General features: G+C 66.8%; 18 protein-coding genes. 7 read left to right on the top strand and 11 right to left on the bottom strand.

Annotated features, from left to right (window positions below):
* Positions 1-48 precede the first annotated feature (48 nt).
* From AB4Z27_RS13030 to AB4Z27_RS12990, 9 genes are all read right to left on the bottom strand, one after another.
* Positions 49-354 carry a (2Fe-2S)-binding protein gene (locus tag AB4Z27_RS13030; RefSeq protein ID WP_092291601.1) on the bottom strand — a complete coding sequence of 102 codons (306 nt, stop codon included), beginning with the start codon at positions 352-354 and terminating at the stop codon, positions 49-51.
* 239 nt (positions 355-593) lie between these two features.
* The gene (ptsP, locus tag AB4Z27_RS13025) at positions 594-2,351 is read right to left on the bottom strand and encodes a phosphoenolpyruvate--protein phosphotransferase (protein WP_092291599.1); all 1,758 of its coding nucleotides are present in this window, start codon (positions 2,349-2,351) and stop codon (positions 594-596) included.
* 49 nt (positions 2,352-2,400) lie between these two features.
* Positions 2,401-2,670: an HPr family phosphocarrier protein gene (locus tag AB4Z27_RS13020; RefSeq protein ID WP_092292115.1), complete on the bottom strand. Its 270-nt coding sequence runs from the start codon at positions 2,668-2,670 to the stop codon at positions 2,401-2,403.
* Complete coding sequence (locus AB4Z27_RS13015) at positions 2,639-3,094, bottom strand: PTS sugar transporter subunit IIA (protein ID WP_092291597.1); 456 nt, start codon at positions 3,092-3,094, stop codon at positions 2,639-2,641. The genes AB4Z27_RS13020 and AB4Z27_RS13015 overlap by 32 nt, the downstream gene beginning before the upstream one ends.
* A gap of 109 nt (positions 3,095-3,203) precedes the next feature.
* The gene (gshB, locus tag AB4Z27_RS13010; protein ID WP_092291595.1) at positions 3,204-4,151 is read right to left on the bottom strand and encodes a glutathione synthase; all 948 of its coding nucleotides are present in this window, start codon (positions 4,149-4,151) and stop codon (positions 3,204-3,206) included.
* Between the two features lie 21 nt (positions 4,152-4,172).
* Positions 4,173-5,468 (bottom strand): glutamate--cysteine ligase, encoded by a 1,296-nt coding sequence (gene gshA, locus AB4Z27_RS13005; RefSeq protein ID WP_092292113.1) that lies wholly within the window; start codon positions 5,466-5,468, stop codon positions 4,173-4,175.
* 423 nt (positions 5,469-5,891) lie between these two features.
* Positions 5,892-7,430, bottom strand: a complete 1,539-nt coding sequence (locus AB4Z27_RS13000) for an ammonium transporter (protein ID WP_441644588.1) — start codon at positions 7,428-7,430, stop codon at positions 5,892-5,894.
* A 36-nt stretch (positions 7,431-7,466) separates the two neighbouring features.
* A complete protein-coding gene (locus AB4Z27_RS12995; RefSeq protein ID WP_092291590.1) occupies positions 7,467-7,805 on the bottom strand; it encodes a P-II family nitrogen regulator in 339 nt (112 codons plus the stop codon).
* A 55-nt stretch (positions 7,806-7,860) separates the two neighbouring features.
* On the bottom strand, positions 7,861-8,670 hold the full coding sequence (locus tag AB4Z27_RS12990) for a TorF family putative porin (RefSeq protein ID WP_092291588.1): 810 nt from the start codon (positions 8,668-8,670) through the stop codon (positions 7,861-7,863).
* Positions 8,671-9,217: 547 nt separating this feature from the next.
* Between AB4Z27_RS12990 and AB4Z27_RS12985 the strand changes: the two genes are divergently transcribed.
* Positions 9,218-9,496 carry an accessory factor UbiK family protein gene (locus AB4Z27_RS12985; protein WP_092291586.1) on the top strand — a complete coding sequence of 93 codons (279 nt, stop codon included), beginning with the start codon at positions 9,218-9,220 and terminating at the stop codon, positions 9,494-9,496.
* 103 nt (positions 9,497-9,599) lie between these two features.
* Positions 9,600-11,147, top strand: coding sequence for a YifB family Mg chelatase-like AAA ATPase (locus AB4Z27_RS12980; protein WP_092291584.1), 1,548 nt, complete (start codon positions 9,600-9,602; stop codon positions 11,145-11,147).
* Between the two features lie 252 nt (positions 11,148-11,399).
* On the opposite strand, the gene AB4Z27_RS12975 is transcribed toward AB4Z27_RS12980, so the two are convergent.
* Together AB4Z27_RS12975 and AB4Z27_RS12970 are read right to left on the bottom strand one after the other, a co-directional pair.
* Positions 11,400-12,059, bottom strand: coding sequence for a LysE family transporter (locus tag AB4Z27_RS12975; protein WP_441644587.1), 660 nt, complete (start codon positions 12,057-12,059; stop codon positions 11,400-11,402).
* Between the two features lie 40 nt (positions 12,060-12,099).
* Positions 12,100-12,702 carry a hypothetical protein gene (locus tag AB4Z27_RS12970; RefSeq protein ID WP_441644586.1) on the bottom strand — a complete coding sequence of 201 codons (603 nt, stop codon included), beginning with the start codon at positions 12,700-12,702 and terminating at the stop codon, positions 12,100-12,102.
* Positions 12,703-12,841: 139 nt separating this feature from the next.
* On the opposite strand from AB4Z27_RS12970, the gene AB4Z27_RS12965 reads away from it, so the two are divergent.
* The 5 genes from AB4Z27_RS12965 to AB4Z27_RS12945 all read left to right on the top strand — a co-directional run bounded on the left by AB4Z27_RS12965 (position 12,842) and on the right by AB4Z27_RS12945 (position 17,005).
* Positions 12,842-13,333: a thioredoxin fold domain-containing protein gene (locus AB4Z27_RS12965; RefSeq protein WP_441644585.1), complete on the top strand. Its 492-nt coding sequence runs from the start codon at positions 12,842-12,844 to the stop codon at positions 13,331-13,333.
* 55 nt (positions 13,334-13,388) lie between these two features.
* The gene (locus tag AB4Z27_RS12960) at positions 13,389-13,928 is read left to right on the top strand and encodes a TlpA disulfide reductase family protein (RefSeq protein WP_092291578.1); all 540 of its coding nucleotides are present in this window, start codon (positions 13,389-13,391) and stop codon (positions 13,926-13,928) included.
* Between the two features lie 201 nt (positions 13,929-14,129).
* Positions 14,130-14,456, top strand: coding sequence for a type II toxin-antitoxin system RelE/ParE family toxin (locus AB4Z27_RS12955; RefSeq protein WP_441644584.1), 327 nt, complete (start codon positions 14,130-14,132; stop codon positions 14,454-14,456).
* Entirely contained in the window at positions 14,453-14,773 is a 321-nt protein-coding gene (locus AB4Z27_RS12950) for a helix-turn-helix domain-containing protein (RefSeq protein ID WP_441644583.1), read from the top strand. The genes AB4Z27_RS12955 and AB4Z27_RS12950 overlap by 4 nt, the downstream gene beginning before the upstream one ends.
* A gap of 135 nt (positions 14,774-14,908) precedes the next feature.
* Positions 14,909-17,005 (top strand): ATP-dependent helicase, encoded by a 2,097-nt coding sequence (locus AB4Z27_RS12945; protein ID WP_441644582.1) that lies wholly within the window; start codon positions 14,909-14,911, stop codon positions 17,003-17,005.
* Positions 17,006-17,013 lie beyond the last annotated feature (8 nt).

Genomic DNA, 17,013 nt, shown 5'->3' with positions numbered 1-17,013 from the left:
CCAAGTGGCGCCCCATTGCAGTCGGAACCGCGGTAAAGCCTGAATCGATCAGGCCACCAGCGCGGTACGCTGATCGTTCGCGACTGCCGGGTCACGAGCGTCCATTATCGCACGTGACGTAGTCGTGGAACAGGAAGAAATCTCGACGACCTGAATGGTCGATAGCGAGGAGGCACGCATCGTCTGCACGGCGGCCACGCCTTCGCACAGCACTTGCTTCGCGCAGTCGCGGCAACGGCCGCAGCAGGTGCCCACGCCGAGGGTCTCGGCGAGTTCGTCCATGGTCGAGACGCCAAGGTGAACGGCGCCATGAATCTCGTGGTCGGTAACCTGGTTGCAGATGCAAACGTACACAAATACCTCCTGGGGGCGGTGTCGGCACCGGCATGCCGAACAGCGATGGAGGCCAGAATATCAGAGAAGCAGAATGATAACAATTCCCATTAATCGCTTTGGGGGTATGGCGTCACACAGGCGATAAGCATGGACTTTCGGGGTCACTTTTCCGACAGGAAAGTGACCCCGGCTTCGCCAACATTGCAGACAGAAACCCTAAGAATCAGAGGGTTGTATGAGACTTGGGAGGATGTGCCTCAGGGCGCGATCTGCTTCAGCGCCGCCGCCAGTTCCTCGGGCTCGTAGCAGTTGAGCACGCGGTCCACCAGCGGCCCCAGGCTCTCGCAGTCAGCATGGATCACTTCCTGCTTCACGCGCAGCAACTGCGCCGGGTGCATGGAGAACTCGCGCAGGCCCATGCCCAGCAGGAGCCGCGTCATGGCCGGGTCCCCCGCCATCTCGCCGCACACGGCCACGGGCACGCCGGCCCGGTTGGCTTCCTGGATGGTGCGGGCAATCAGTTGCAGCACGGCCGGGTGGAGCGGGTCATAGAGGTGGGCCACGGCGTTGTCGGCGCGGTCGATGGCCAGCGTGTACTGGATCAGGTCGTTCGTGCCGATCGACAGGAAGTCCATCCGCTTGAGGAACAGCGGCAACAGCAGGACGGCAGCCGGGATCTCGATCATCGCCCCGACCTTCATGCTCGGGTCGTATGGCTGGCCGCGCTCGTCGAGTTGGCGCCGCGCCTGGGCGATCAGGTCCAGCGTCTGGTCGATCTCGCTCGCGTGGGCCAGCATCGGAATCAGCAGCCGCACCGGGCCGAACGCCGAGGCGCGCAGCAGCGCGCGGAGCTGGGTCAGGAACATCCCCGGCTCGGACAGCGACCAGCGAATCGCGCGCAGCCCGAGCGCCGGGTTCAGTGCGGTCTCGAAGTCGTCGCCACGCAGGTCCAGCGGCTTGTCGGCGCCGACGTCGATGGTGCGGATGGTCACGGGGAGGCCGTGCATCGCCTCCACCGCGCGACGGTAGGCGGCAAACTGCTCCTCCTCGTCGGGCATGGCGTCGCGCCGGTTCATGAACAGGAATTCGGAGCGGAACAGCCCCACGCCGACTGCGCCGGCGGCCAGCGCGGCGGTGGCGTCCTCGGCCAGTTCGATATTGGCCAGCAACTCGATCTCGAGCCCGTCCAGCGTCACGGACGGCGTGTGGCGCAGCCGTTGCAGGCGCTTCTTCTCCAGCGCGCGCTCGCTCTGGCGGTGGCGGTATTCCTCGAGGATGATTGCCGACGGATCGACGATGACCAGCCCCGCATCGCCATCGATGATGATCCAGTCGTCCTGGCGGATCAGCTCGCTGGCGCTTTTCACGCCCACGGCGGCCGGGATGTCCAGGCTGCGCGCGACGATGGCCGTGTGCGAGGTGCGCCCGCCCAGGTCGGTCACGAAGCCATGGAACACGGTCTGGCGGAACTGGAGCATGTCCGCCGGGCCGATATCGTGCGCCACGACGATCACGCCCGGCGCGGGCTCGCCGTCCGGGGCCAGGGCCGGCACGGGCGCCGGGGCCAGCACCGGCGCGCCGGCCAGCACCTTCAGGATCCGCTCCACCACCTGCTGGATGTCGGCCTTGCGCTCACGCAGGTACTCGTCCTCGATCTCGTCAAACTGACGCATCAGTTCCTCGAGGCGGGTGGTGAGCGCCCACTCGGCGTTGTAGCGCCGCTGGCGGATCAGGGCCTCGGGCTCGCGCGAGAGCGCCTCGTCGTCGAGGATCATCGCGTGCACGTCCAGGAACGCGCCCATTTCCTCGGGCGCGTCGCGCGGCAGGTCACGCTTGAGCGTCACCAGTTCCGCGCGCACGGCGGCGCGCGCCGAACGTAATCGCTCCACCTCCGCATCGAGCCGGTCTTCATCGACCAGATAGTGCGAAACGTCGAGCGCAGCCGGTGCGAGGATGTGGGCCCGCCCGATGGCGACCCCACGCGAAACCGGAATGCCGTGCAAGGCAAAAGGCATGAACCGCTCCGTCAGGAACGTTTAGGAATTCGGTATTGTGCGTCGATACTCACTCGCCCTCGCCGAACCGGTTGGCGATCAGCGCCAGCAGCGCGTCCATCGCCTCGTTCTCGTCGGGGCCATCGGTCTCGATCGTGACCGTCGAACCAATGCCCGCCGCAAGCATCATGACGCCCATGATGCTTTTGGCATCGACCTGGCGACCGTTGCGGGACATTTTGACCTGGCTGGCGAAACTCCCCGCCAGTTGCGTCAGTTTGGCGGAGGCGCGGGCRTGGAGCCCGAGCTTATTGATGATGGTTGTGTCCCTCAGCAGCATATTTGTCGGGATGATTGGCGGTTTGGTTCTGGACAGTGGTGTTGCCGACCTGCAGCACGCCCTGCGCGCCGCCGGCCAGCGCCTTGGTGGCAAGCTGGTCGAGCACCTCGGTGCGGTAGCAGATCGCGCGCACGAGCATGGGAAGATTGACGCCGGCAAGCACCTTGACCTTGCCGGGATCGGCCAGGCGCGCGGCGATATTGGCCGGCGTGGCCCCGAAAATATCGGTGAGCACCAGGGCGCCGTTGACCTCGGAGACCGCGGCCAGGCGGCGCCGGGCTTCGGCGAGCACCACGGCAGGGTCGGCGTCGGGAAGGACGTCGATGGCCTCCACGCGCGGCGGTTGGCCGCAATAGACGTGGGCAGCGCAATCCCGCAGCGCCGAAGCCAGCGGCGCGTGCGCGATGATCAGAATTCCGGCCATGATGTGAATCCGTTGGACTGCCCGAATTGTAGCAGGCGGCCTCGCGGCCAAATCCCGCGATACCGCCCGGCGTCCCCGGAGTGTGGTGCCTTAGCGTCGCCCGGTTGTCTTATTTGTTGTTGACGGCAGCTTCCAGCGCATCGACAAACATCGCGGCCACGTTGAAGCCGGTCTGCTGCGTGATTTCCTGGAAACAGGTCGGGCTCGTCACATTGACTTCAGTCAGGCAGTCGCCGATCACGTCGAGGCCCACCAGCAGCAGGCCCTGCTTGAACAGGCCCGGCGCCAGCGTCTCGGCGATCTCGCGGTCGCGCGCGCTCAGTTCCTGGGCGCGCCCCAGCCCGCCGGCCGCCAGGTTGCCCCGGATCTCGGTGCCCTGCGGAATCCGCGCCAGCGAGTACGGCACCGCCTTGCCGCCGATCAGCAGGATGCGCTTGTCGCCTTCCTTGATGGCCGGGATGTAGCGCTGGATCATCAGCGTGCGGGCGCCGTTGTCGCCCAGCGTCTCGACGATCGCGCCAAGATTCATCGCATCGGGCCCCACGCGGAAGATGCCCATGCCACCCATGCCGTCCAGCGGCTTGACGATGATGTCCTGGTGCTCGGCATGGAAGGCGCGGATGCGGTCCGCATCGCGCGTGACCAGCGTCGGCGTGACGAACTGCGGGTAGCGGGCGATGGCCAGCTTCTCCGAGTGGTCGCGAATCGCCTGCGGCTTGTTGAAGATGCGGGCACCCTGCGCCTCGGCCARCTCCAAAAGCCACGTACTMGTCACATACTCCATGTCGAACGGCGGATCCTTGCGCATCAGCACCGCGTCGAACGTGGCCAGCGGGGTCAGCACCGGCTCGCCGAGGCGGAACCAGTCGGTGGCATCGTCCGTGACGCGCAGCGGCTGCGTCACCGCCTCCACCACGTTATTGGCCAGCGACAGCCGCGACTGGAGGCAGAACGACAGCTCGTGCCCCCGCGCCGCCGCTTCCTTCATCATGGCGTAGGTGGAGTCCTTGTACGTCTTGAAGGTCTCCAGCGGGTCGGTAATGAACAGGATGCGCATGGTGGGATCTGGGTTCCTGGCTCAGATGATCGGGTTCGGATCGGTCTTCTCGAGTTCCAGCGAGGCCGCCAGCAGCGCCAGCCGCGCCACCACGCCATACATATAGAAGCGGTTCGGCACGGCCGCGCCCGGCTTGGCGTGGCTGTCCGGAATGCCGTTCGGGGCAAACGCCAGCGGCACGAAGTGCATGCCCGGCGCGTTCAGGTTCTCGTCGTTGCCGCGGCCCGTGTGGACGCGGTAGAAGCCGCCCACCACGTAGCGGTCGATCATATAGACCACCGGCTCGGCCACCGCCTCGTTCACCTTCTCGAAGGTGTGCACGCCTTCCTGGATGATGACGTCGGAGACTTCCAGCCCCTCCTTCACCACGCTCATCTTGTTGCGTTCCTTGCGGTTCAGGCCCTTGACCTCGGACGGGTCCCGCACGGTCATGATACCCATGCCATAGGTACCGGCATCGGCCTTCACCACCACGTAAGGCGTTTCCTTGATGCCGTACTCGCGGTATTTCTTGGCGATCTTCTTCAGCACGCCTTCCACGGCATCGGCCAGCTCTTCCTCGCCCACGCGCTCGTGGAAGTCCACGCCRGTGGTCCGGGCGAAGTAGGGATTGACCATCCACGGGTCGATATCGATCAGCTTGGCGAACTTCTTGGCCACCTCGTCGTAGGCGGCGAAGTGGCTGCTCTTGCGGCGCGTGGACCAGCCCGCGTGCAGCGGCGGCAGCAGATATTGTTCGTTGATGTTCTCGAGCACGGGCGGAATGCCGGCCGAGAGGTCATTGTTGAGCAGGATCGAACAGGGGTCGAAGTCCTTCAGCCCCAGCCGGCGGCCCTTGGTGCCCAGCCGCGCGAGCGGCTCCACCACCAGCGTCTGGCCGTCGGGCAGCTCGATCGGGGTGGGTTCGGTGATGTCCTCGGACAGCGACCCCAGGCGCACATTCAGGCCCGCCTGGCGCATGATCAGCGACAGCCGCGCCACGTTCTGCAGATAGAACATGTTGCGGGTGTGCCGCTCGGGGATCAGCAGCAGGTTCTTGGCGTCCGGGCAGATCTTCTCGATCGCGGCCATGGCGGCCTGGACGGCCAGCGGCAGCATTTCCGGGGCGAGGTTGTTGAACCCGCCCGGGAACAGGTTGGTATCCACCGGCGCCAGCTTGAACCCGGCATTGCGCAGGTCCACGGAACAGTAGAACGGCGGCGTATGCTCCTGCCATTCCAGCCTGAACCAGCGCTCGATGGACGGCGTCGCGTCCAGGATCTTCTTTTCGAGTTCGAGCAGCGGACCGTTCAGCGCGGTGATGAGATGCGGGACCATATCCATCCTAATTGATCGTCTTTATTGTCCGCCCCGATTGTAGAGGAACGGCCAATAGGCTGCTGACGCCCGCCGTATAACCATATGCGGCGGTCAGCATAATAATCCGGGATGTGGGGGCGGTCGGGCAAAAAAAAAGCGCGGCGTGTGCCGCGCTTTCAAATGGCCTGACAGATACGGGGAGCGTTCTGCAGGTGGAGGAAACTGCCTCACTCGCACTGTATGTGCGGCTCCCCTTAAAGACAATTGAGACTTTTTAAGATCCGATTTAAGCACTCTGCGAATACCCCGCGAGGCCTTGTCGGGGCTGGCCCTGCGCCCGTTCGGGCGGCWTTCGGGCAGAAAAAAGCCCGGCACGAGGCCGGGCGAAACTCCTGAGAGAAGATTCCCAATCAGCTCTCCAGCACAACTCTGTCGTGGATATCAGACCTCGTAGGCGGTTTCGCCGTGGGAGGTGATGTCCAGGCCTTCGCGCTCTTCCTCTTCCGGAACGCGCAGACCAATCAGCATGTCGACCAGCTTGTAGGCCACCAGGGCCACCACGCCCGACCACACGATGGTGGTCAGCACGCCTTCGAACTGGATCCAAACCTGGCCGGCGATCGAGTAATCGTCCGCCACCTTGTTGGCCACGTAGTCGTAGATGCCCGTGCCGCCCAGGCTGGGCGCGGCGAACACGCCGGTCAGCAGCGCACCCAGGATGCCGCCCACGCCGTGCACGCCGAAGACGTCCAGCGAGTCGTCCATGCCGAGCAGGCGCTTCAGGCCGGTCACACCCCACAGGCACAGCAGGCCAGCCAGCAGGCCGATCACGATGGCGCCCATCGGGCCGACGAAGCCGGCTGCCGGGGTGATCGCCACGAGGCCGGCGACGGCGCCCGAGGCACCACCCAGCATCGACGGCTTGCCCTTGCCGATCCACTCGCCGAAGGTCCACGACAACACGGCGGCGGCGGTAGCCAGCAGCGTGTTGACGAAGGCCAGGGCGGCGCCGCCGTTGGCTTCCAGGCCCGAGCCGGCGTTGAAGCCGAACCAGCCGAACCACAGCAGCGAGGCACCGACCATGGTGAAGGTCAGGCTGTGCGGACGGATCGCTTCGCGGCCGAAGCCGATGCGCTTGCCGTACATGAAGGCACCCACCAGGCCCGCGACAGCGGCGTTGATGTGCACCACGGTACCGCCGGCGTAGTCCAGCGCGCCCTTCTGGAACAGCCAGCCCGACTTGGCCGTGGCGGCSGTGCCGGCAGCGGCGTCGGTGTAGGCGTCCGGACCCGGCCAGAACCAGACCATGTGGGCCATCGGGATGTAGGCGAAGGTGAACCAGAGCACCACGAACACCAGCACGGCCGAGAACTTGGCGCGCTCGGCGAAGGCGCCGATGATCAGGCTGCAGGTGATGGCGGCGAAGGCGCACTGGAAGGCGAAGAACACCAGTTCCGGCACGACCACGCCCTTGCTGAACGTGGCGGCCACGGCGTCCACCGTCAGGCCCTTCATGAACAGCCGGTCCGTGCCGCCGAAGAAGGCGTTGCCTTCGGTGAAGGCGAAGCTGTAGCCGTAGACGGCCCACAGGATCGACACCACCGAGAAGATCACCAGGCACTGCATCAGCACCGAGAGCATGTTCTTGGAGCGGACCAGGCCGCCGTAGAACAGGGCCAGGCCGGGCAGCGTCATCAGGATGACGAAGGCCGTGCAGACCAGCAGCCAGGCGGTATCGCCCTTGTTCGGCACGGGCGCGGCGGCGGGGGCAGCCTCGGCCGGCGCAGCAGCGGCGGCGGCAGGGGCCGCGGCAGCCGGGGTGGCGGCAGCGGGGGCAGCGGCGGTGGCCGCTGCCGGGGCCGAAGCCTCGGCGGCGGGCTTGTCCTGCGCCACGGCATGGGTGGACAGGCCGAGGCCGGCCGTGCCGAGCGCCAGCGACATCGCGCCGGCCGTCAGGATTCGCTTGAACCAGGTTGTCATGAGCTTAACCTCTTGTCTCGTGTCTTTTATCTCGTGTCAGAGCGCGTCGCCGCCGGTCTCGCCGGTGCGGATGCGAATGACTTGTTCGATCGGCGCGATAAAGATCTTGCCGTCGCCAATCTTGCCGGTGCGGGCCGACTTCTCGATGGCCTCGATGGCGCGTTCCACCACGTCGTCCGGCACCGCCACCTCGATCTTCACCTTGGGCAGGAAGTCCACGATGTACTCGGCGCCCCGGTACAGCTCGGTATGGCCCTTCTGGCGGCCAAACCCCTTGACTTCGGTCACGGTGATACCGGACACGCCGACGTCCGAGAGCGCCTCGCGCACCTCGTCCAGCTTGAACGGCTTGATGACTGCAATGATGAGTTTCATCCCATTTCTCCTCGGGGCGACCCGGTCTGGCAGGCCGCCCGCCTCGATGCACTAATTAGAAAGTCTTGGTGAGCGACGCCCAGAACGTCGACTTGCCCAGGTAGCGTCCGCGCGTGTTGGTGTACACGGCCTTGTCGGCGTTGGTGTCCACGTACGCAATCGCCACCGCGAAACCCTTGCCCAGGTCCTTGGTCAGACCGACCTTCCAGTCGGTGTACGACGCATCGCTGAAATTCTTCACGCCCTGGTAGCCCACGTGGGCGTTGAAGGTCAGGTCCCAGAAATTCAGCGGCACGTTGGCCGTCAGGTCGATGTAGTAGCTGTTCTTCGAGTCGTTGAACCCGAACAGGTTGGTCAGCGAGTGCGAATACTTCAGGAAGACCGGGCCCCAGCCAATGCCGGCGTACAGCTCGGTGGTGTAGGGGCGCGGGGTGTTGTAGCCGCCCGGGTAGTAGTAYTCGAGCACGCCCACGTCATAGTTGAAATCGGCGCCGCCGGCGCTGAAGGTGTTCTTGAAGCCGCCGTAGAAGTCCATTTCCACGGGCGCCGAGACCGTCGAGTCGGCGTCTTCGAGCCAGCTGATGCTCGAGTTCCAGTTGCCGACATAGAAGCCGCTCGAATGCGCGTAATCGAACCCACCCTGAATGGCCGGACGGCGGTTGGTCTGGCTGATACCGCGATAGCGGTAGTCGCTGACCAGCGAGACGTTCGCCGTGAAGGTATGCGGCGATGCTTCCTCGGCGGGGGCTGCAGCCGGGGCGGCGGCCGGGGCCGGCTCGGCCGGGGCGGTCTGCGCCATGACCGGGGCGGCTGCCAGCAGAAGTGCGGCGGCGCTGGCGCTGACTGCGAGGCTGAACGTCTTCATCGGGGTTTCTCCTTTTCSTTGTGGTCTTCGCGGGCTCGATTTGAGGTGTTTGCTACCTTTGTTTGTGCCCGGGCGGCTTTTTCCGCTGCCTCGGRCAKTGACGCTCCTGAGCCGATTACTGCAACAGCCGTGCCAGCCCGATTCCCCGCCTGCGGTGCATCGTCCTGGGGGGCTTCCGGATCGTTCGCGGGCGCCCGACACACCACTTTGTCGACGATCGAAGCAGACATTTCGCCCCCGCCGAATCCGTTAAAAGATGTGTCCGGGCCTTGCCGGCGCTTTCATGGCGGGCGCCGAGGGGTCATAATCCGCCCATACAGGGTCAAGTGCTGCGCGCTTGGCGCGATCCCCCAGGCGCGAAGGCGGCCGGCGGACGCATGACGGACACAAGATGGGTGCCAGGACGCACCGCGCCCCAGTCGGGTGCACCGGCATGCGTCGATCCCGGCGCTCGCCGGGTCCGTCAGCACCATTCCGGTGCGGGAGTGCGGATAGCAGCGCAGCGGACCCCGAATCCATTGCATTGGTCACCACGAGGAGTTCCACCATGAAACCGACCGATCTGTTCAACGACCTGCAGCAGAAGGTCAGTGAGGCGCTGCGCAACTCGCCGGCCAAGGACATCGAGAAAAACGTGCGCAGCATGATGACGCAGGGCTTTGCGCGCCTGGACCTGGTCACGCGCGAGGAATTCGACGTGCAGTCGCAGGTGCTGGCCCGCACGCGCGCCCGGCTCGAGGAGCTGGAAGCCCGCGTGACCGAGCTTGAGCGCCGCGCCACGCCGGGGGCAGCGCCCCAGGGCGGCGCGCCGACGGCAGGGGTATGACGCCCCGGCGCCGATCCAGCGCCACCTCAGCAGGCCAGAAAGGCCGCCGGACTCCGGCGGCCTTTTTCGTTAACACTTTCGCAAATCGGGAGCGGCCCGCACCATGAGTCTCGCCGTGCTGCGCAGCCGGGCGCTGACCGGGGTGGAGGCGCCGCCGGTGGCCGTGGAGATCCACATCGCCAACGGGCTGCCCGCGTTCAATATCGTCGGACTAGCCGACACCGAGGTGCGCGAGAGCCGCGAGCGCGTGCGTGCCGCCTTGCTCAACAGCGCCTACGAGTTTCCAGCCCGGCGCATCACCGTCAACCTCGCCCCGGCCGACCTGCCCAAGGAGTCCGGTCGCTTCGATCTGGCCATCGCGCTGGGCATCCTCGTGGCGAGCGGCCAGCTGCCGGGGGACGGGCTCGATGCCTGCGAATTTGCGGGCGAGCTGTCGCTGGCCGGCGACCTGCGCCCGGTGCGCGGCGCGCTGGTCATGGCGATGGGGCTCGCCCGCGACAACGCCCGCCGCACCGCCCAGGGCCAGCCGGCGCGCGCCTTTATCGTCGCCGACGGCAACGGCCCCGAAGCCGCGCTGGTCGATGGCCTGACCGTCCACGCGGGCGCCACCCTGCGCGATGTCTGCGACCACCTCGGCCCCCTGCCCGACCGGCGCCTGCCGCGCGCCGAGCCGCCGGGGCTGGCCGCATGGCCCGATGGCGTCAATATCGGTCCGGACATGCGCGACGTGCGCGGCCAGCTACAGGCGCGGCGGGCGATGGAGATCGCGGCGGCGGGCCAGCATTCCGCCCTGCTGGTGGGGCCGCCCGGCACCGGCAAGTCGATGCTTGCGCAACGATTCGCCGGATTGCTACCGCCGATGACGGCTGCCGAGGCGCTCGAAGCCGCCGCCGTGCTGAGCCTGACGCCGGGCGGCTTCCAGCCGGCGCAATGGGGCCGGCGCCCGTTCCGCAGCCCGCACCACACGGCCAGCGCGCCGGCACTGGTCGGCGGCGGCGGCAATCCGCGTCCCGGGGAGATCTCGCTGGCCCATCACGGCGTGCTGTTTCTCGACGAATTGCCAGAGTTCGAGCGCCGCGTGCTCGAAGTCCTGCGCGAGCCGCTGGAGACCGGCCACATCACCATTTCGCGCGCGGCGGGCCAGTCGGACTTCCCCGCGCGCTTCCAGTTCGTGGCGGCGATGAACCCGTGCCCGTGCGGCTACCTCGGCCACCCGTCGCGGCCGTGCCGCTGCACGCCGGACCAGATCCAGCGTTACCAGTCGAAGGTGTCCGGGCCCCTGCTGGACCGCGTGGACCTGCAGATCGAGGTGCCGGCGCAAAGCCAGCAGGAGATTTTCGATGGCCCGCCCGGCGAGGGCAGCGCGGCGGTWCGCGCACGGGCCGTGGCAGCGCGGGCGCGGCAGCTGGGGCGGCAAGGCATGCCGAATGGGGAGTTGTCCGGGCGCGCCATCGACGATCACTGCCCGCTGGCGGCCGACGCGCAGGCGTTGCTGCGCGGGGCGATGCAGAAGCTGGGCTGGTCGGCGCGGGCGTATTTCCGGGTGCTGAAGGTGGCCCGGACGATCGCGGACCTGGAAGACGCGGCGGTACTGACCGCCGCGCATGTGGCGGAAGCCATCCAGTACCGGCGCGCGTTGCGGGCGGGTTAGACCGGGGGTTCCACCGGCGGGGGCGGCGGCTCCTCGATYGGSGGCAGGTCAGGCGGGTGGCCGGGCGGCGGGGGCTCGGGAGGGGGCTCCCGGTGCGCGGCAGTCAGGGCGCTCAGGGCGCTCAGGGCGCTCTGGGCGATCAGGGCAGAACGCAGTACAGCAGGCATCGGGGATCTCCGGCAACGGTCTCTCCCCATTGAAGCAAACCCGGCCGGCAGGCGCCAGCCGGATCGCGACCATCTTGCTGCGACTTCAGGCCGGATGCCGGCGCACGAAGAACAGCGCCGTGCCCACGGCCACCAGCACGCCGCCGAAGAAGCGGTTCTGCCAGCGCACCGCGCGGGCGTTGCGGAACAGGCCCTGCATGCGCGAGGCCAACAGCGCGTAGCCGTGCATGACGACCAGATCCACGCCGCACATCGTCGCGGCCAGGATGGCGAGCTGCGGGCCGAGCGGATGGGTCGGGTCGATGAACTGCGGCAGCACGGCCACCATGAAGATGATCCCCTTTGGGTTCGTCACGTTGGTCAGCAGACCCGTGGCGAACCGGCGGCGGCGGCTCATCACGGCGACGCGCGCGCGGCCCGGGGCGCCCTCGCCATCAACATTGCCTTCCCCCTGCGACTCGACCTTGGCCCGCCATTGCTGGATGCCGAGGTAGATCAGGTAGGCCGCGCCGATGGTCTTGACCACCACGAACGCCTCTTCGGAGGCCAGCAGCAGCGCGCCCAGCCCGCCGCCCGCGATCAGCAGGATGATCACCAGGCCCGTTTGCAGGCCCATGATCGTCGTCGTTGTCTTCTTCAGCCCGTACGAGAGCCCGTGGCTCATCGACAGCACGGCGCCCGACCCCGGCGAAATCGCGATCACCCAGCACGCGGCGAAATACGCCAGCCACACTTCCCAACGCATCTTGTTCTCCTTGGAACGTCAGTCAACTCACAAAAATCGGTCAGAACGGATGGAATCCGGTCAGAAACTGCTCCACCTGCTCGGCCTGCCGCGCGTCACGGGCGGCGTCGCCCGACTCGAGCACGACGGCCTGATACGCGCGCGTGCCGGACGCCACCAGCCGCGCGGTAAGCCGGCGCGGCGATTTGTCCTGCGGCGAGACGCCGGTTACGGTCAGCTCCACGCCCTCCAGCGCCAYGGGCGGCTTGGCGGCCGACGTCACCGTGATCGCGCGCGTGCGCGCCGGGGCCTCGGGATGGGCGCCGAGGTTGGCCACGAGGCCGGCCTGCATCGACGCCAGCGCCTCGCGGCGCAGCGCGGCGTCATCGGCGGGCAGCGTGACCACGCCCACGGCGAACAGCGTGTCGTCGATGCGGGACGCTTCCATCGTCATCGGCAGCTTGCGCCCGGCAATCGCYACGTCRCGCGCGGMGCTGGTCGGCTTGCCGGGATAGAGCGCRGCGTACYGGCCRTCGTCGGACTGGATGGTGCGCCAGTCATAGCGCGGCGAGCAGCCGGCCAGCGCCGCCAGCAGCGCGAGGACAAGGGACGGCAGGATGGCGTGGGGAAGCGAACGGAGCGGTCGGCGGGGTTGGCGGAGCATGGAGAACATTCTTATCAGGCGACGGGGCTGACGGGTGCGTCTTTGACCACTCGCACGCCCGCTGGCGCAAGCCGGTATTATCCGGGAAGCCGCGCGCGACCGCTCGTCGCCGCATCGATTTTCTGCGAGTTCCCCCCCTATGCGTCCACGCCTGTCCACCCTTCGTGCCCTGCCCTGGCTCGCGGCCCTGCCCTGGCTCGCGGCCCTGCTGCTGGCCAGCGGCGCCGCCAACGCGGCGGGCCACCTGCCTGCCGTGACCGACGTGGCCGCCCAGACCGCCGCCGCCGCCAAGTCCGGCGAGCCGCTGGTGGTGCTGGTCAGCCTGCCCGGCTGCAGCTACTGCGAGACGGTGCGCCGCAACTACCTCGCGCCGCAGGCCGCCGCCGGCGAGATCGCCGCGCGGGAAGTGGACATGACCGCCGACACGCCGATGCGCGACATCGACGGCACCATGACCACCGCCAAGAAGTGGGCGCGTGCTCACAATGTGTCCGTGGCACCGACCGTGCTGTTCCTCGACGCCAACGGCCAGCCCGTGGCCAACGCGCTGCTGGGCTTGCAGGGCGATTTCTACGGCGCCTACCTGGAGCAGGCGCTGGACACCGCGCGCGCCAAGATCGCCCGGAAGTAGAATAGCGACGTTCTTCGACGATTTTCCGCCGATCCATCTCACGGGACTGCCTCCCATGTCTGACTCCACCGTCTCCACCGCACCGAAGCGCCGCCCGATCGTGCCGATCGCCGTCGCCGTGGTCATCCTCGCCGTGCTCGGCTTTTTCGGCTTCCGCGCGCTGGCGCCGGCCAGCACCGTACCCGCCGCCACCTTCACGCTGCTCTCGGGCGAAAAGGTCAGCACGGCCGACCTSAAGGGCAAGGTCTACCTGATCAACTTCTGGGCCACGAGCTGCACCACGTGCGTCAAGGAAATGCCCGACATGATCAAGACCTACCAGCAGTTCAAGGACAAGGGCCTGGACTTCGTGGCCGTGGCGATGAACTACGACCCGCCGATGTACGTCGCCAACTTCGCCAAGACCCGCGACCTGCCGTTCAAGGTGGCAATGGACTCCGACGGCACGGCCGCCAAGGCCTTCGGTGACGTGCAACTCACCCCGACGACCTTCGTGGTCGACAAGAACGGGAAGATTCTCAAGCGCTACGTCGGCGAGCCCGAATGGGAGTCGCTCCACAAGCTGCTCGACGGCGCGCTGGCCAGCGCGGCCTGAAGCGCCCAAACGTCCGCCGTCGGCGGACATCGCTGACTGACAGAAGGCACCCCATGTGGGTGCCTTTCTTTTTTTGCGATCGGCTGCGCCCGCTCAAGTCGGATTCACTCCAGTTTGGTCAAGCTGATGCCCTCGCCGCCGCGGGCGGTCACCAACCATGGTTGATTCGTTATAGAATCAATTCTGATCAAATAAAGGGTCATGACGCCGAACTACAAGAAGCCTTTCAGCCAGTTTGTAAAAAAGGCGCATARGCCACTTCAACTGACCATCGAGGATGAAGTGGAAGTCGTTTGCAACAACCCGGAAGTCGGCCAAGCGAAAGTGGCGGATCTGGCGGGGATCTGGGTCCATAAGTTCAAGTTCAACCGCCAGGAATACTTGATGGCCTACCGGCCGCCCACTGAAGCGCAGAAAGGTGCCGGCATCGACATTGAACTGTTGCTGATTGATTTTTACCAAGTGGGCTCGCACGAGAATTTCTACGCCGAGTTGAAGATGTATCTGAAAGCAGAGAGGAAATCGTGAATATTGCAACCGCAGAAGAACTGATGAGGCATCTTGGCGAGATGCCTGCGCAGGAGCGGCTGAAGTTTTTCGCCATGATCGGTCAACGTGCGTTCCGCGACGAGAATCTGAGCCACGAGGAGGTCTTCGGCCACCTGGCAGAGGACGACTTCACGGCAGCCGAAGCGGCGGAATATCTTGAGATCTCGATGGCCACCTTCCGCCGCTTCGTGCGCGATGGGAAGCTGACTTCGCATGCAACGGTCGGCCGTAGCCAGTTATTTTCCGTAGCGGATCTGAAGGCATTCAAGCGGCAACGCAAGGCGATCAAGGGCTGATTCCCCAGGGCGCCGGCGAATTGCGCCCAGCACCGCACTCTTGTGTTGTGGGGCCCTCACGACCCGCTTGCCTCTCCAGGCTGTATGGATATACAGTGAGCGCCAGAATTTTCTCAGCCGCCCCTGCCCCTGCCCGTGTCCCCGGATCCTGTTCTCGAAGCCGACGCCCCCGACGTCCCTGCTGACGTCCCTGCCTACCTGACCCGCCTGAACCCSGAGCAGCGTGCGGCGGCGTCGCATGCCGGGGATGCGCCGCTGCTGATCATTGCCGGCGCCGGCTCGGGCAAGACCAATACGCTGGCGCATCGCGTGGCCCACCTCGTGCTGGGCGGGGCCGATCCGCGGCGCATCCTGCTGCTCACGTTCTCGCGCCGGGCTGCCGCCGAGATGGGTCGCCGTGTGGAGCGCATCGTCGATCAGGCGCTGGGCACCAGTACCGGGGCGGGCCGGGCCGCGCTGCAATGGTCGGGCACCTTCCACGCCATCGGCGCGCGGCTGCTGCGCGAGTACGCCGAAACGCTGGGGCTGGCGCCCACCTTCACCATCAGCGACCGGAGCGATTCGGCCGACCTGATGCACGTGGTGCGGCWCGACCTCGGCCTCTCGGAGCAGACCTCGCGCTTCCCGCGCAAGGAAACCTGCCTCGCGATCTATTCGCGCGTGGTCAACACCCAGCTCCCGCTGGAAGTGATTCTCAAGACGCAATTTCCCCGCTATGCGATGTGGGCGGACGCGCTCAAGGCCCTGTTCGCCGGCTACGTGGCCGCCAAGCAGAAGCAGCAGGTGCTCGACTACGACGACCTGCTGCTCTACTGGGCGCAGGCGCTGATCGAGCCGTCGCTGGCGCAGGACATGGGCGCGCGCTTCGACCACGTGCTGGTGGATGAATACCAGGACACCAATGCCTTGCAGGCGTCGATCCTGCTCGCGCTGAAGCCGGACGGGCGCGGCCTGACCGTGGTCGGCGACGACGCCCAGTCGATCTACGCGTTCCGGGGCGCCACCGTCCGCAACATCCTCGATTTTCCGCAGCATTTCTCGCCGCCCGCGCATCAGGTGACGCTGGCGCAGAACTATCGCTCCACCCAGCCGATCCTGGCCGCCGCCAACGCTGTGATCGGGCTGGCCGCAGAGCGGTTCACCAAGGATTTGTGGTCGCTGCGCGAGTCGGCCGAGAAGCCGGGCGTGGTGGTGGTCAACGATGAAGCCGATCAGGCGCGCTACGTGGTGGAGCAGGTGCTGGCGCGGCGCGAGGCCGGGCTGACGCTGATGGCGCAGGCCGTGCTGTTCCGCGCGGCCGACCACAGCGCGCAGGTCGAGATCGAACTGGCCCGCCGCAACATCCCGTTCGTGAAGTTCGGCGGCCTGAAATTCCTGGAATCGACCCACGTCAAGGACGTGATGGCCGTGGTGCGATGGCTGGAGAATCCGCGCGACCGCATGGCCGGCTTCCGCACCCTGCAGTTGCTGCCCGGCGTGGGCCCGAAAACCGCCGCGCGCGTGCTGGAGGGGCTGGAAGCGGCCACCGAGCCACTGCTGGCGCTGGAGGCCTTCGAGCCGCCGCCCGCCGCCGCGCCGGCCTGGGCCGAGCTGATCGCGCTGGCGCGCGGGCTGATGGCGCCCACCTCGCCGTGGCCGTCGGAGTTCGAGCAGGTGGTGGCGTGGTACCTGCCCCATCTGGAGCGGATTCACGACGATGCCGCCGCGCGGCAGGCCGATCTCCAGCAGATCGAGCGGATTGCGGCCACCTATGCTTCGCGCGAGCGCTTCCTGACCGAGCTGACGCTCGATCCGCCGAGCGCGTCCAGCGATGAATCCGGCGTGCCGTCGCGCGACGAGGACTACCTGATCCTGTCCACGATCCATTCGGCCAAGGGCCAGGAGTGGAAGGCGGTCTACGTGCTCAATGCGGTGGATGGCTGCATGCCGTCCGACCTCGCCACGGGCACCACGGAAGAAATCGAGGAAGAACGCCGGCTGCTCTACGTGGCGATGACGCGCGCCAAGGACCACCTCGACATCGTGGTGCCGCAGCGCTTCTACGTTCATCAGCAGGTGGGATTTGGCGACCGCCACGTCTACGCGTCGCGCACGCGCTTCCTGCCGAACCGGGTGATGCCGAACTTCTACAGCCGGTCCTGGCCGCCCCCGCCGATGCCCGGCGACGCGCCGACCAAGGCCCCCCTGCCCCAGGTAGACCTGGCCAGCCGCATGCGCGATATGTGGAAGTAGCCGGCCGG

The sequence above is a fragment of the Cupriavidus sp. KB_39 genome (assembly GCF_052114485.1).
Classification (GTDB): Bacteria; Pseudomonadota; Gammaproteobacteria; order Burkholderiales; family Burkholderiaceae; genus Cupriavidus.
This window is presented reverse-complemented; position numbering and strand designations above follow the sequence as displayed.

What these genes read in the sequence shown, in the direction of transcription:
- AB4Z27_RS12995 (WP_092291590.1), bottom strand. Translation starts at nt 7,805, where the DNA reads ATGAAACTCATCATTGCAGTCATCAAGCCGTTCAAGCTGGACGAGGTG.
- AB4Z27_RS12975 (WP_441644587.1), bottom strand. Translation starts at nt 12,059, where the DNA reads ATGCGTTGGGAAGTGTGGCTGGCGTATTTCGCCGCGTGCTGGGTGATC.
- ptsP (WP_092291599.1), bottom strand. Translation starts at nt 2,351, where the DNA reads ATGCCTTTTGCCTTGCACGGCATTCCGGTTTCGCGTGGGGTCGCCATC.
- AB4Z27_RS13015 (WP_092291597.1), bottom strand. Translation starts at nt 3,094, where the DNA reads ATGGCCGGAATTCTGATCATCGCGCACGCGCCGCTGGCTTCGGCGCTG.
- AB4Z27_RS12965 (WP_441644585.1), top strand. Translation starts at nt 12,842, where the DNA reads ATGCGTCCACGCCTGTCCACCCTTCGTGCCCTGCCCTGGCTCGCGGCC.
- AB4Z27_RS12985 (WP_092291586.1), top strand. Translation starts at nt 9,218, where the DNA reads ATGAAACCGACCGATCTGTTCAACGACCTGCAGCAGAAGGTCAGTGAG.